This window comes from Legionella sp. JM-2024, from assembly GCF_055389095.1.
Genome location: NZ_AP039388.1, coordinates 105,953 through 121,160 on the forward strand (window position 1 = coordinate 105,953; position 15,208 = coordinate 121,160).

Below are 15,208 nucleotides of genomic sequence, written 5' to 3' on the forward strand. Positions count from 1 at the left end.
AGCCCCCAATCTTAGCTGATAGCTCCATGCCTATACATGCCTCATGAGAGAGATGAAAATCAGGTTTTCAAACCTAACGATTTGGTCTTCATTCTAGCAATTGCTGGTCGTATTGACGCGCAAAGTCGAATTCTCGCTCAAAACCTCGATAAAAGCCGCCACGTATATTATGCCTACTCTATTTTAGATTCTCTAAGCTCTTCTTATACGATGTTCAAATATTTTTTTGATGTCTTTGGTTCTTCAAATGATAGTGATGCAATGCATGAATTTTTGAATTCTCCTGCCGGCATAATAACCATGACTGTTGAATCTGTTTTTTTGGTTACTTTTTCCTTTTTAGCCTGCCGGTATGACAACGAAAAAGAAGATTCCTATAAAAAATTTATCGCTACAGCCTGGCCTTATTTCCGCGATGTGATGAAGGGCTTAAAGAATGCCTATAAAGGTTGGAGAAGTGCTGTTGTGGCATTTAACCTAATTAGTGGAGTGGATGCAAAATTTCTTATTGCACCAGTGGGACTGATTTTGGGAGTCTTTGCTGCAGCCAATAGATTTTGGATACGCAGTATGCTAGAGGATCGCAAACAAATGATGAGTGCGAATGCAGAACTCCTCATTGAAATAAAAAAACTAATGTCTTTGTCTCATGAAGAAAGTATTTCCTATTTAAAGCGAATCCAATTTCAGACCAGGCAAACACGTAATGCCGCGTTATGGTCTGTTGCTGCAGGCGGGTTTCTTGATGGTCTCTATTTATATGTCGGTGTATTAAGTTTGGCTACTTTATCACCACCCCTGTTAACAGCAATGGCTATTATTTGTGTTTTTTATACAGTAGCTTGTGTTGTTACAAGACTTTATGAGGAAAAGGATTTTCAGTTAAGATTATTGGTGACTCAAACTAAATGCCGATTGGCATTAACTAATAAAGAACTGGAAACCAGTTATGCCAAATTACTCTTATTGAATGAGAAACAACATTTAAACAAGGCTGATCAAGAAGAAATCAAACGCCTGAAAAAGTTAATTCGTAATTTAATAAAGCAGTTTGATGATCAGCGCAAGGAATTATCTAAACGCTCGAATCGTACTTATTTATCCTCTGCTCTATTAGGGTTGAAAAATGGATTATATGCTTATGGAGCATTAGCAAGCGTCTTGTTTTTAATTGGTTCTATTTTAGTATTGACAGGTGTTTCTTTTCCACCCGCATTGCTTGCTACGTGTATCACTTTAGGCTTGGTACTAGTTATTGGCTTCACAATTCATTCTTTGATGGCTAATTATTGGCATCTAAAAAAGCAAGAAACGCAAAAAAAACGCCCTTACGATCGATTACTGGAATGGGGCGATAATATTGATGATTCAGAATTATTGGATTCGAAAGTATTCAGCGATTCATTAAAAGATGGATTGTCTTTGGATTCCTCGCCGCAATTTTTCTTCCAGGAATGGTTTGAGGTTTTCCGCTCTTTGTTTTCTGGAGTTGGTAAAGGACAAAAATTTGTTGATTTTGCTGGAAACTCATTACAGGAAAGGGGTGAAGATGGGCATTATCACGATACTCCAGTCATGTATGTGCTGGCAGCCTTTAGTGCGTTATTGTTTGGAGTCACCCTGGCCTTAAGAGCTTTGGCAAGAGGGCTGGGTCGAACACCCTTGGGGCAGGTCAACCTAAACGAAGACAGCAAAGACCAGCCTGTTAAGTCCGAGACAAAGGAGGCAACAATTCAGAAAACCGAAGAGTCAAGGGAATCAATCCGATCTGAAAACAAATGGACTGATTCCCAGCGGGTTGATTCTCGAAGACACTCAAATTCATTATCTCATTTCGGAATATTTGAAACCAAAACTAAAAAAAATCAAGCACCTTTCTCTTCAATCCATCATTCCAACAGCGAACCCGCTTTAAATCAATTCACTCCTAACCAGAACAGTACAATTCTGGGTTTAGCTTAGGATCATTATACATCTTAAATTGATGGTAAATTCTGAAAGTACGTGTTTTAGCTTGCACTTCGTTGAATAATTCTTCCAGGCACAAAGTCAACTGATTTAACTGTTGTTGTATAATTTCAAGTTTTTCCGCGCAATTAGTTCTATGTTCGATGCTGACATCCAGCCGCTTTGCTTGCAAATCCATATGGTATGATTTCAGTGATAAAATAGATAATCTGTCAATAATCATTCCAGGGGATTCGGAATTAACCGGGCAATTATTATAGCTTTCTGGTTGTAATGCTTTATAAAGCCATTCATCCATAGCTTCCATGCGGTTATTTCTTTGTTGATTGTAGGCGTCTATTTCCCTTTTGGCTTGGTAAACAAATTCGTAGCCCATATCGTCTCGACGAGCCTTATCTTCAGCGTGCCATAATTGAAAATTAAAAGCGTGATTTTCTTCGACAAGCTGAAGGAATCGTTTATATTGGTACACTATGCCATTTGCTTTCCAATGGATGATACTCATTTTATGAAGATTAACAATGGTTGATGGATCAAGGCTCTCTTGCATGTCATATCCTGCAGATTAATTTACATTGTACTATACGATGAACTCAACTTAAGAAAATAAGCGTCTAAATCTTAGGCTGAAATCGATTGTTTTGAACGGAATCTCCTATATAAAGACGACACCAATTTATAAGAGAGCGTTCAGATTTACATTAGTTTAACCTGAATATTGAAGTTGAATCCAGTTAGAATCTTTTTGAAATGGCTATGAATTAGATTTCGGAGATAATTTAATCACTAAAATAAGTATTATAAATATTTAAATAGGTTCCATCTTCTTCCATTTGTAATAAAGCCTGATTGATTTCTTTAATTAATGGGGCATTATTTTGGAGTGCCAGTATTCCGTATCCCTGTCCAATTGGGATTGGAGCACCTACTAATTTTAATTCATGCATAGAATTGCCAATCACAAATTTTGCAGCTTTTGCGTTGAGAACAACGGCATCAATCTTTTTATTTGCCAATGCGGAAGCCATATCAGTCAATTTTGAAAACTCTATTAGGTCACAAAAATCCTGAAAATTTTCTTCCAGTAGTCCTCCATACAAAGTATATTTCAAAGTCCCTACTTTTTTACCTTTCAGATCTGAAATTTTCATAATGGTATTATTACTCTTTAGAACTACAAACTGGGCCTGACTCGGTAAATAAGGAAGACTAAAGATATAATTTGTATCGTAGGTTGATACAATTGGAGTTGGTGCAAGAAGAATATCAACATCTCCAGCGTTAAGACTGGTAAATAATTTTTGTAGATTCATCCCCTTGTACTGGCATTCCATATGAATACGCTGACAGATAGAATTCATCAAGTCGATGCTGAATCCGTAATATAATCCTCCATCGGCACCTGACCTGGTTACAAAAGGAGGCGAATATTCAGGAACACCTATAATGATTGGTTTTCCGAATGCATAAAAATTACAAATGAGTAAAACAAAGAACATGAATTGTTTCATGCTTTAAGTCCCTTTGGGATGTACTTAAAATTTAGAAGCAACGACAATGTTTGTCAAATTAAGGACGAATTGCATTTTAATTGACTAATTCATTTGTTTTTTGCCAACCAGCGATCCAGGGCATTGGCAAACGAGGTTTTTTCTTTAATACTTAATGCGGGGGGGCCGCCAGTGCGTTCCCCGGCTGATCTTAATTGCTCATTGATATCTCTTAGAGTGAGGCGCTGTTTAATATTGTTTACTGAAAACATCTCTCCTCTCGGACTAATAGCTAATCCTTGTTTCGCTATCACTTCTGCTGCCAAGGGGATATCGGCTGTAATGACTAAGTCGTTTGCCTGCATATGATTTTTAATATAATGATCGGCACAATCATAGCCTTTTTCTACGACAATTGAACGAATAAATGGTGATTTTGGATGATTTAGATAGGAATTGGCAACTAAGATAAGGTTAGTATTGGTACGTATAGCGGCACGAAATAGAATGTCTTTAATCATTTTCGGGCAAGCATCGGCATCCACCCAGATTGTCATTTTATATCCTAAAGTTTTCAAATCAATAATTTAAGGGTATATTAAAATCATTATCCTTTTAACCCAATACTTGGGGAAGGATTATTTTAGGATGTTAGGGAAGAGTGGTAATGAAGCGGTTAACAGATGTTATAAAAGGACAAATTCAACGGATCCCAATTTCAGATTTAAAAAACTTGTTATTAAGTCATTTCAACGAAGACGCACATGATTTAACAGAACTGTTTTGTAAACAATTTCCTGCTAATAAAAATCAATTAACGCTTAATACTCCTGTTACTATTCGATTACCAGTGTCGCTATCTGTGCTTGCAATTGTTTTTACTTATGCTCCAAATGAGTTGCGTCAAGACTTATTAGACTCATGTACTGGCTTGTACACTCCGGTTCTGCGCTCCGTTTCCCCTCGCACTTACCCCACTACAGTGAATTTGGAAAGAAGTCTATTAGAGCACTTACCAAAATTAGATTTAATAAGCGAGACAGACGCCATCGCTTATGATGAATTGGCAGAGAGGTGTTTGAAGCAGTTGAATTATTATAGTGACGCAAGACCAATCATCATGGCTTTAAAAAAACAGGGCGCCAATGATTTAATTCAGGTTTTAGAAGAAGCGGATGAACGTAGTTTATCTGCTTTTTCTTATTTGGCTAAAGACACAGATTTACAAATTTTAACCGAAACTTTTTTGGTAAAAAATAGTCATGATTTGGAGTTAGTCAATAGAAATCATTTAATTCAGTTTTTGCGCCAACCGGATTTGTCGGGATGGCTCACTCGCTTCCTTGATTCATTAGTTTACGAATCTGCTGATGCCCTCTCAATTCGATTGGTTTTGTGGATTTTTTCTCCGTATGAGAATGAAGTTGACCGATTAAAAGAGCTTAGAGCTTGCCTTGCCCAATATCCCTTTTCCATACATTTACAAGCAATGAGAGCTCTATTTGATTTTTATCAATATGAATTAAAAAGAGACGTATTTTCTCCAACGAGTCATTTGGTGATGTTGTTACTGAATGATTTACTAAAAAGCTCCGAGTTAGCTATACAAGTTGAATTTTTAAAAGGGTTGAGTCAGGAAACACTTCTTTTAATAGTTGAGTATTGTTTAGAACATGACAAAAAAGATGGGCAAGAGAAACCAATATGGAATAATTTATTGACTCTGCTTTGTTCTGAGTTTTGTGCATCAAACCAGGAATGCCTCAAAAAAATTAGAATAAGGCTAAATCAGCTGGATCCATGCCTCTTTGATACCCCGGAGTTACATCAATTAGCATTAGATTTGCTTGCCAAATCCAACAGCGTTGAGGGTAAAGAGCCGACTATTTCTTCTTCGATTGCCCGATTATTGTCATCACCTCAATTTGTTGAAGCATGTCCCCCAAAGGGGGTAAGAAAACTAATTGAACGATGGGGTTTGTTTACATTAACTTTGAGTCAAGTGGAATACAGTCAGGAGTCACTTTTCAAAGATCATAGCCCGTGTTTTGATGAAATCAATGAACATATGGCGCGAATTGATTTTAATTTGCTTCATCATCCGGAGGGGAAATCGTTTTGGTTAGATAAAAAGTATAAATTGTTGCAGTTTCGGGTTAGGAGCAGTGAAAGCGCTTTGTTTCATCAATTGGAAAATGTATTAGAAAAGCAGGAAAAAGGGAGTGATTTTAATAAAGGATTAGCTGTAATCTATCATTATTACAGCCTAACCTGTCCCAATTTACGATCGGACTTATTTCTTAGAGCCATAAATCAGGCTTATTCTCGTTTTTTTGTCGAGGGGGTTACTGATAATGAACCTCGAGGTGCGTTATTGCAGTGGCTAAATCATGACTCTCATAGAATTGATGGATTACCGAAAGAATTATACAGAGATAAAGAGATTTTTTTGTATAACTCTGCTGGCCAGAGGATTGGATTTCTCAATGAATCGAACACTGCAATGACTTTTGTTGAGGAAGAAATTGTTTTATTGGCTCAAACGGGCTCTGTTGATATTAATGAACCTTTATATGATAAAGAGGGCCAGGTTATAGGGTATTTAACGGAAGCAAGTCATTTAAGAAGTGAGAGTGAGTTTCAAAAAAAATCCGGGGCGTTGGTCTTGGGTGAATTACCTAAAAATGACTTGGAAAATTCCTCTTTTGGATTGGAGTTATTATTACGTAATGTGTTGTTTGAGAATTCTATAAAGGAATTATATCACTGCGAGTCAATTCGTACAGATACTAATAAACGTTTGTGGTTGAATAATAAGCTATTAAAAGAAATACAAGAGACTTCGAGAGAAATCCCGCCGTCTATTTTATCTTCTTTACTTGATAATTTTGATGATGAAGCAATATTTGAATTATTAGGATCTATAAAATATAAGCCAAATGCCATTCATCTTTTTCATTATATTTTAAATCGAGATACTAAACGCGCTATTTTATTCAATGGGTTTTATGAGTCTGATTTTCAAAAATTTTTAGCACAACATGACGCTGAGGTTTGTTTGGCTGATTATTTGGTAAATTATCATGATAAAGCGTGGTTTTCAGAGTGCTTATTACGGTTTGCTTATTATGGCAAAAAGCATAAAAAAGATAATCTTTTAAGTAATGCCTTAACCTTGATAATCAATGACGCTGGTCAAGATAAGAAACAGGAGGCCATTTGTGATGCCGTACTTGCAAGTCTAATATGTTCTGAACCCTGTGCTGCATTAGTGCTGAAAGAATTTCTTAATGATAAAACTCAAAACTCAGTTCAGAAGGTTAACCAACCTGAAATCGCGAAAGTGACCCAATTTTTTAAGAAGCGGCATTTAATTGCACTTATTACGCAGTTAAACAAGACTTCTTATTGGGAGCAAAATGCTCAGTATAAATTGGCATTACATATTTTAGCCCATCAACATGGTCGATTTTTTTTAGAAAATGATTTTAGCCCTGGCTATGCTCAGCCTTGGCAAGGCAGTGAATTAAAAGAGCTGGCTCGTTTTATAAGTCGTCATTTAAGTAAGAAACGTCCTTTAGATAATAAGCATGATATTGGTTATAGTGTTTTAGGTGAGCTGGTTTTTAGATGTGCTAACTTAGAGATAACCTCATTATTTTATACGCGAAAGACTTTTAATCGTGCGATAGCCCAGTTGTCTTTTGCAAAACACTTTTTGCTTAGGCTGGTGGATAAATTATGGATGCCTAAAGGAATTAGAGAATTATATGTGCATTCATTGTTACATAAGAGCTCCTGGTTTGATAATCCAGCCTTTTTACAAAAGGCATTAAAAGATCATCGTGCGTTGTTGGATTGGAGTCATTTTATTAAGCAAACATGGAATAAAAAGGATAAAAGAAAGTCTCCTATAATCTGTCCTTATTTGTTGAGCTATTCAGGTAAGAAAACCGTATTATTGCAATTATTACAGGATTATTTTAATTCTTTTCAGAAGATGCCGGCCTATATTCAGCCAGTCAGCAAATTGTTGAGACTTTTTCCCCAGCGTGAGGTTTCAGGGGTGATATACGATGCTCTGGAATCTGCTATTTTAAAAGAACCGCAATTATTGGATAAGCAGATTTTAAGCGACATGGCTTTCTATTATGATAAACAGTTTGCCAAAAGGGATATAAGCTATCCTCAGGCTGAGTTAAATTTGCTGGTTTATTGGGGGCAGAATAAATATTATTCATTAGCCCAAAAAGGGTGTGAGTTATTAATTAAAGATTGTGAAGACAAAAGATTAAAAAAACTATTAACTAAAGTGGCTAATGAGGCATCAGTAGAGCAGGATTTAAGTTCCAGTTTGGGAACATTTTATTTTGGATTAATTAAGTTATTTAAACGATTATGGCATTATGGTTTTAATGCGGAAAGAAACTCTTCCAAAATTATAAAATTTTGTGATGATCTGACTCCTGGACCTACTCGTAAACAAGCGGAAGATTTAATAAAAGTACCAACGCCAAGCGAGGCGGCAAGCTCTGATTATTGGGGATTTTCTGAAAAACGTAAACAGTTAATCAAGCTTTTAGCGACTATTAAACGCAGCCCTGCCCATTTCACACGAGCAGCCAATTATTCAGATAGTACTCGGACATTCTTTAGTGAGCAACCTAACCATTCAACCAACCCCATAAATCCTGTGATATCAAGCTCAGTTGGTTGTGCCAATTGATTTCAGCGTAGCATTTGATTAATGCGTCATAATAAAAATGCTCTGCTGTATTATTTATCAATGCATAAGAGTTCCCGCTTATTATTTTTGCAGCACATATTTTCCTGGCCCGGCAGGTAATTTTTGGTCTAAATCAGGAGGTGAAACCCGATCAGGAGAGTCCTGTTTTATTAACCAGTGATGCCAACCTTTCCACCATGAGCCCTTTCGTTTTTTTGCAGTATTTAACCAATTCATTGGGTCGAGATAAGGCATATCCTTCTTATGTTCATGGATAGAATAAGTCCTTCCTTTATGGCCTGGTTCACTGACGATCCCTGCATTATGCCCACCACTGGTTAAAACAAAAGTAATTGTGCTCTTTGTCATCAAATGAATTTTGTAGACTGAATGCCAAGGAGCAACATGATCGTTTTCAGCCCCAACTGCGAAAATTGGTACACGGATATTTTCGGCCGCTATAGTCTTTCCTTCTACTAAAAAATGCCCTTTTGCAAAATCATTATTTAGAAATAATTTTTCAAGATATTCACTGTGCATTTTGTAGGGCATACGTGTTGTATCAGCGTTCCATGCCGTTAAGTCTATCATCCCGCGGCGCATACCATGCATATAATCTTGAATCATTTTAGACCAAATGAGATCATAAGCACGTAACATCTGAAAAGAACCAGCCATTTGCTTGGTATCCAGGTAGCCTTGATTCCACATCATATTTTTAAGAAACGACACTTCACTTTCTGTGACAAATAACATCAATTCACCCGCTTCAGAAAAATCCCCCTGCGCAGCGAACAAAGTCAGGCTATTTAGGCGATCGTCCGCATCTCTTTCCATGGCTGCAGCAGTAATCATGGCTAAAGTTCCCCCTAAACAATAACCTGCCAGGTTGATTTTTGTTTTTGGGCAAATTGCTGAGACTTTATCAATAGCAGCCATAGCACCTTGGCGATAATAGTCATCCATCCCTAAATCTCGGTCATTTCCATCAGGATTTCTCCATGAGATCATAAACACGGTATGTCCTTGATGCACAAGCCATTTAACTAGAGAGTTATTTGGAGACAAGTCCAGAATGTAATATTTCATGATCCAGGCAGGAAGTATCAAGACAGGTTCTTTAAAAACTGTTTTGGTTTGTGGCTTATATTGAATCAGTTCTATCAGATGGTTACGAAACACAATTCGACCTGGAGTGATTGCCACATCTTTCCCAGGTATAAAATTTTCAGCACCAGTTGGTGGTAAACCAGCTAACCTTTCAAACAGGTCTTCAAAAGCAACTTCAGTTCCATGAACCAGATTTTCTCCATTTGAATTAATGGTTTCATTAAACAAATCTGGGTTGGTCAAGACGAAATTTGAAGGGGAGAAGGCATCAAGGAATTGTCGTGCCCAAAAAGACACTGTGCGTTTCACTGGCTGAGGTAGCCCTGGAACATCGTGGGTAGCTCGACGCCACCAATCTTCTGCTTGAAGAAAATTTTCTGCCCAGAAACGCCAAGGCATATATTGCCAGCTTTCTTTATGAAAGCGAACATCTTTCCCGCCTGCTACAAGATCAGCACAAAGAACGTTATTAATACAGTCATGAGTATGCATAACAGGGTACCATGCTAATTCCAACAGTAATCCTGGTGCTTCTGCTAATTGCGAAAGCCATATAAAATAGGCATTTCGCATAGAAGCTGGACTAATTCCTGCCGATAATTTAGCAAGATTGGCTTGAAAGAATTTATCAATAAATCTGAAAAAATGACTTGCATCGTTCATGCCGGTATCATCGCAGCAACAAATTTCTCCATCAATTGGAGTTATTTTTTTTCTTTTTTTGTTTGCAACGTCCTTTTTTGATGTCTTCATAACCCTATCCTTGATTTATTACAAGATAGAAACGATTAATTAAAGAAATTGTTGTAAGGATAATATTGTGAATGCCTCAATTAATTAAATAGTAGCATATTGCTGGTTTTTTAATGGGCAAATATCATAGAGCATTTTATAATCCATGATTTTGGTTTTCTTGCTGGACAGTAAATATTTTATCTGTTTTACTGATTGAGCCGTATAGGTCTTTTTATCATAGGCAAGCTCATATACAATTTACCTCAAATGGATTGAGGGTTAATTTTTTTGCAAAGTCTGTCGTAACGGAACCGGAGCACTTACATCAATTAACTAACACAGGCAAAATAAACATAGTTTTCATTTGACGAAGACTTGGATGAGATTACAAATTGGATGTGCAACAATGGCTTCACTATTAAAGAACTAATAGCTGTCTAATTATTAAAAATTATGGGGTGAAGTATGAGAATTTTACTCTCTGTTTGTCTTTTATTGCTTTCTACCGCACTTTTTGCAGAATCAACCCTTCCCAAGGGTTGCCAGGCTATTCCGGTACAAGGTGAATCAGTCACCTTAAAAGCAAAAAAGAATAAGTTGGTATTTATTCATAACATTAGCAATTTGGATCTATGGATTACCCATCCAGTGACGGATCCTGGAGCCAGTGCTGGCTGGACAAGTCGATTGCAAGCAGGCAAATGGTCGGCGTTGGTTGTAGATAAACCTACTTTTATTTTAAATTGCATTGAATCAAGGCCTGGACATGAGCAACAGGTACCCTGTGAAGGGGTTATTGCTGTATGTAAATGGAAGGGGGTAAAAATTCCTGCCAGTGCTCAAGGTACCTTCTGGGTGGCAGAGGACTTGTCATTAGATGGATTAACTGCTGCTGCAGGTGGAAGAGGTTTTGTATTGCCTGAGGATTAATTTGCTATGGAGAGCCTCAGAGTCTAGTCCCTCATTTCTATATGAAATTTAGGTTGGTGTTGAGCCTCACAGAGTTTCCCTTGACTAAGGAAGAGCTCAACTCCAATGACATCACTTCTGCAAAATTCTTAACTTATGACTGTTTCATTGCTTAAATCTACATGTGATTGTTCCTCTAAGGGTCCTCACAAAATTTTTTGTAGTAGCCGCCATAGCACTCTATGGGGGACTCTCTATATTTTCCTATACGTTCGTGATCTGCCTTATCCCCACGAATTTTAGAATGAAATTATCCCAAAACAGCTCCTCCTTAGTGCTGATAAATCCCCTCATAAATCAACTTAAACCAGTATTAATAATTTATGCGGGGATACCTCAGTCCTCAGTGTGAACAGTTTCGATTAGAATAAAAAAATGAACCGAACCCAGGATTAATTCTTCACAAGCTTGGCAAGCCTATCCTTGCTACTTACACAGATAAGTGGTAGAACAGACTGAAATATGTTTAAGTAATTATTAAGTGCTAAGATAAAAATGGTGAAAGGTGAGTAAAAAATCCAAAGACCCCTTTTATAAAAGGGAACGTGAAAAATACGCCGAACCAATTCCAAGCCGAGAGTTCATCATGGAAATTCTTGATGAATATGGTAGGCCCATGTCGCGCAATAAATTGTTTGATAAATTGGATTTGGATTCTGAGAGTCAGCAGGAGTCCTTGGGCTTTCGTTTGAAAGCCATGTTGCGCGATGGTCAAATCATGCAGGATCGAAGAGGACGCTTTTGTTTATTGCAAAAAATTAATTTATTGCGTGGGACTGTGCAAGGTCATCCTGATGGTTTTGGATTTTTCATTCCTGATGATGGCTCAGAAGATATGGTGCTCTCTGCTAAAGAAATGAAAGCAGTCATGCATGGGGACATAGTACTTGCCTATCAGGCAGGTTTGGATAGAAGGGGAAGGCCTGAAGCTAAAATTCATGAGGTCCTCGAACACGTTAATGCAACAGTTGTAGGTCGATTTTTTACCGATCATGGCGTGAGTTTTGTTATTCCCGATAGCAAACGCCTGACTCAAGATATTTCAATTCCACAAGAATTCCTTGGCCATGCTAAAAATGGCCAAATAGTACTGGTTGAATTAATTGCATACCCCAATAAACGTTCCCAGGCTATTGGTAGAGTAATCCATATTCTGGGTGAGCATATGGCTCCGGGTATGGAAATTCAGGTTGCAATTCATGCGCATGGTATTCCTTTCGAATGGCCGGATGATGTCCTTGTCGAAGTCGCAAAAATTCCACAGCAGATCTCTGAAGATCAACTGAAAGGAAGAACGGATTTGCGTAATCTCCCCTTTGTGACTATTGATGGTGAAGATGCCAAGGATTTTGATGACGCTGTTTATTGTTATAAAAAAGAAAAAAACGGTTTTCAACTTTATGTTGCTATAGCCGATGTAAGTCATTATGTGGCTAAAGATTCTGTCTTGGATAAGGAAGCTGCAAGGCGAGGAAATTCAGTTTATTTCCCAGGTAAAGTGGTGCCTATGTTACCGGAGGCCTTATCTAATGGGGTTTGTTCATTAAACCCAGCGGTCGATCGATTATGTATGGTAGCCGAGTTGTCCATTAGCCAAGAAGGCAAAATATCTCGTTCACGTTTCTATCGGGCGGTAATTCATTCTCATGCGCGGTTGACTTACACCCAGGTTGGATCGTGGTTAGAGCAAGGAAAGGCAGATGAAAAGCATCAAGCGTTGTGGCCAATGCTGGAAGCGCTTTATGATTTGTATCATGTTCTGCTGGATACACGCAGGCTTAGAGGCGCCATGGATTTCGAGACTACTGAAACGCGAATCGAATTTGATGAAAATAAGAAAATAAAATGCATCGTGCCTGTCATAAGGAACGATGCTCATAAATTAATAGAAGAATGCATGTTAGCTGCTAATGTTGCAACGGCCAGATTTTTAGAAAAAGCGGAAATTCCTGCTCTATATCGAGTGCATGCTGCCCCAGAAGAAGATAAAATTACTGGCTTAAGGCAATTTTTGGGCGAGTTAGGATTGCAATTGAGTGGTGGAAGAAAACCTGGACCTAAAGATTTTCAGCGTACTATGAATATGATTGGTGACCGACCGGAGAAACATCTTATTGAAACGGTGATGCTTCGTTCATTAAAACAAGCTCAATACGTAGAAGCAAATGAGGGTCATTTTGGTTTGGCTTATTCCGCCTATACGCATTTTACGTCACCAATCAGACGATTTCCTGATTTATTAATTCATAGAGCAATAGGTCATTTATTAGATAATCAACCAGTATATGAATTTGACTACAGTCACGAAGACATGAATCGCTTGGGGAAACACTCCTCTATGACAGAGCGCCGTGCCGATGAAGCGACAAGAGAAGTCATTACCTGGTTAAAATGTGAATATATGCAAGATAAATTGGGCCAGGTATTTAAAGGCCGGATATCGGCTGTTACGAGCTTTGGTATTTTTGTGGAGTTAGACGAAATTTATGTTGAAGGATTAGTCCACGTTACTTCTTTGAAGAATGATTATTATACCTTTGACTCCGCAAAACATCGTTTAATAGGAGCTCGTGGTGGCCAGGTTTATCGTTTAGGAGATAAAATGACCATTTTGGTAGCTCGTGTTGATTTAGATGAGCGTAAAATAGATTTTGAGCCTGTCGAGGAAGAAGTTAGTAATGAGTGAGCAATATGTTTACGGCTTACATGCAGTTTCCGCTTTACTGGCCAATCCACATCGAATGATAAAAAAGCTCTTTATTAATCAAGACAGACTTGATAAAAGGCTTCATGAATTTTTAGTGAAGGCCGAAAAAGCTCATATCGATATAGAAAAATTAAGCGCCCAGAAAATGAATCAGCGATTTGCTGAATTGACTCATCAAGGAATCGTTGCGCTTGCTTCCTCCTTGCCTGAATATGGGGAAAGCGATCTTGTTAATTTATTAGAGGCGAGTAAAAAACCCGCCTTGATTCTTATCCTGGATGGCATTACCGACCCTCATAATTTAGGTGCTTGTTTGCGTTCGGCAGATGCAACAGGTGTTGATTTTGTTGTAATTCCTAAAGATAAAAGTGCGGGGATTACCCCTACCGTTAGTAAAGTAGCATGCGGAGCTACGGAATCCATACCCTTGGTGAGAGTAACAAATTTAGTGAGGGCTATGGATATTTTAAAACAGCAGGGTGTTTGGATCTATGGTGCAGCAGGTGAAGCTGATCATTCGCTTTATCAAACGGATTGTTCTGGAACTATAGCTATTGCTATGGGGGCCGAAGGAGAGGGATTGAGGAGGTTGACTCGTGAACATTGTGACGGGTTATTTTCCTTACCCATGTTGGGAAGTGTAGAAAGTTTGAATGTGTCAGTGGCTACTGGGGTCTCATTGTATGAAGTGATTAGGCAAAGAGGGCAATTTCGTGAGTGAATTAAAAATCAAAGCAGCCAAAGCAGCTATAGCTTATATTGAAGACGATATGATAATCGGTGTTGGTACCGGTTCGACAGTTAATTTTTTTATAAAGGAGTTGGCTGTAATTAAGCATAAGATAGAGGCTTGCGTGGCGAGTTCAAAAGCTACCGAGTCATTACTTAGGGAAGCCGGAATCCCTGTTATTGATTTAAATTCAGTCCAGGATTTACCTATCTATGTTGATGGTGCTGATGAAGTCAATGAGCGTGGTGAAATGATTAAAGGAGGTGGTGGAGCGCTGACCCGAGAAAAAATTGTGGCAAGTGTGGCTACCCAATTCATTTGTATTGTCGATGAATCCAAAATTGTGAAACGGTTAGGTGAATTTCCTGTAGCGGTGGAAGTGATTCCAATGGCACGCAGTTTTGTTGCAAGACAAATTGTTAAATTAGGGGGAGATCCTGAATACAGAGAAGGTTTTGTCACTGATAATGGCAATATTATTCTTGATGTGTTTAATTGGGATTTCTCGACACCTGTGGCTTTGGAAGACAGTATTAATGTGATCCCTGGCGTTGTTGAAAATGGAGTATTTGCAAAACGATTAGCAGACAAAATATTAGTTGCCTCTGAAACCGGAGTGAGCAATTTAAAATAATAGACTTCTTTCCAAACTCGCTGAAGTTGGGGTGGGTGCGAGGAGAAATGGAATGCAGAACCGAAGTGTACACGCCGGTACATGAGGCGACGAAGCAATTTCCCACTCCAGAGTGTTTGGAAAGAAGGCCAATGGCATT

The 15,208-nt window shown here is 38.2% G+C and carries 10 protein-coding genes; 6 read left to right on the forward strand and 4 right to left on the reverse strand.

From position 1 onward, the window contains the following. Positions 1-36: 36 nt before the first annotated feature. Positions 37-1,962, forward strand: a complete 1,926-nt coding sequence (locus tag ACZ5EK_RS00485; protein WP_464430843.1) for a hypothetical protein — start codon at positions 37-39, stop codon at positions 1,960-1,962. Here the strand turns inward: ACZ5EK_RS00485 and ACZ5EK_RS00490 are convergent. From ACZ5EK_RS00490 to ACZ5EK_RS00500, 3 genes are all read right to left on the reverse strand, one after another. Continuing rightward, positions 1,928-2,518, reverse strand: a complete 591-nt coding sequence (locus ACZ5EK_RS00490; RefSeq protein WP_464430844.1) for a DUF4254 domain-containing protein — start codon at positions 2,516-2,518, stop codon at positions 1,928-1,930. The two genes, ACZ5EK_RS00485 and ACZ5EK_RS00490, sit on opposite strands and share 35 nt — an antisense overlap. A gap of 229 nt (positions 2,519-2,747) precedes the next feature. Next, a complete protein-coding gene (locus ACZ5EK_RS00495; RefSeq protein WP_464430845.1) occupies positions 2,748-3,479 on the reverse strand; it encodes a transporter substrate-binding domain-containing protein in 732 nt (243 codons plus the stop codon). An 89-nt stretch (positions 3,480-3,568) separates the two neighbouring features. After that, a complete protein-coding gene (locus tag ACZ5EK_RS00500) occupies positions 3,569-4,015 on the reverse strand; it encodes a YaiI/YqxD family protein (RefSeq protein ID WP_464430846.1) in 447 nt (148 codons plus the stop codon). 110 nt (positions 4,016-4,125) lie between these two features. Between ACZ5EK_RS00500 and ACZ5EK_RS00505 the strand changes: the two genes are divergently transcribed. Then, positions 4,126-8,184, forward strand: a complete 4,059-nt coding sequence (locus ACZ5EK_RS00505; protein WP_464430847.1) for a Dot/Icm T4SS effector Lem1 — start codon at positions 4,126-4,128, stop codon at positions 8,182-8,184. An 81-nt stretch (positions 8,185-8,265) separates the two neighbouring features. Here the strand turns inward: ACZ5EK_RS00505 and ACZ5EK_RS00510 are convergent, their stop codons facing one another. Next, positions 8,266-10,047, reverse strand: a complete 1,782-nt coding sequence (locus ACZ5EK_RS00510) for a PHA/PHB synthase family protein (RefSeq protein ID WP_464430848.1) — start codon at positions 10,045-10,047, stop codon at positions 8,266-8,268. Between the two features lie 447 nt (positions 10,048-10,494). Here ACZ5EK_RS00510 and ACZ5EK_RS00515 point away from each other — a divergent pair, with 447 nt between their 5' ends. From ACZ5EK_RS00515 to rpiA, 4 genes are all read left to right on the forward strand, one after another. Beyond that, entirely contained in the window at positions 10,495-10,959 is a 465-nt protein-coding gene (locus ACZ5EK_RS00515; RefSeq protein WP_464430849.1) for a hypothetical protein, read from the forward strand. A gap of 544 nt (positions 10,960-11,503) precedes the next feature. Further along, on the forward strand, positions 11,504-13,684 hold the full coding sequence (rnr, locus tag ACZ5EK_RS00520) for a ribonuclease R (protein WP_464430850.1): 2,181 nt from the start codon (positions 11,504-11,506) through the stop codon (positions 13,682-13,684). Next, on the forward strand, positions 13,677-14,426 hold the full coding sequence (rlmB, locus tag ACZ5EK_RS00525) for a 23S rRNA (guanosine(2251)-2'-O)-methyltransferase RlmB (RefSeq protein ID WP_464430851.1): 750 nt from the start codon (positions 13,677-13,679) through the stop codon (positions 14,424-14,426). The genes rnr and rlmB overlap by 8 nt, the downstream gene beginning before the upstream one ends. Continuing rightward, positions 14,419-15,069: a ribose-5-phosphate isomerase RpiA gene (gene rpiA / locus ACZ5EK_RS00530; protein WP_464430852.1), complete on the forward strand. Its 651-nt coding sequence runs from the start codon at positions 14,419-14,421 to the stop codon at positions 15,067-15,069. The genes rlmB and rpiA overlap by 8 nt, the downstream gene beginning before the upstream one ends. Positions 15,070-15,208 lie beyond the last annotated feature (139 nt).

Bases quoted from the DNA above. Each gene is read 5' to 3' on its own strand.
- ACZ5EK_RS00485 (WP_464430843.1), top strand. From the start codon at position 37: ATGCCTCATGAGAGAGATGAAAATCAGGTTTTCAAACCTAACGATTTG.
- ACZ5EK_RS00490 (WP_464430844.1), bottom strand. From the start codon at position 2,518: ATGCAAGAGAGCCTTGATCCATCAACCATTGTTAATCTTCATAAAATG.
- ACZ5EK_RS00495 (WP_464430845.1), bottom strand. From the start codon at position 3,479: ATGAAACAATTCATGTTCTTTGTTTTACTCATTTGTAATTTTTATGCA.
- ACZ5EK_RS00500 (WP_464430846.1), bottom strand. From the start codon at position 4,015: ATGACAATCTGGGTGGATGCCGATGCTTGCCCGAAAATGATTAAAGAC.
- ACZ5EK_RS00505 (WP_464430847.1), top strand. From the start codon at position 4,126: ATGAAGCGGTTAACAGATGTTATAAAAGGACAAATTCAACGGATCCCA.
- ACZ5EK_RS00510 (WP_464430848.1), bottom strand. From the start codon at position 10,047: ATGAAGACATCAAAAAAGGACGTTGCAAACAAAAAAAGAAAAAAAATA.
- ACZ5EK_RS00515 (WP_464430849.1), top strand. From the start codon at position 10,495: ATGAGAATTTTACTCTCTGTTTGTCTTTTATTGCTTTCTACCGCACTT.
- rlmB (WP_464430851.1), top strand. From the start codon at position 13,677: ATGAGTGAGCAATATGTTTACGGCTTACATGCAGTTTCCGCTTTACTG.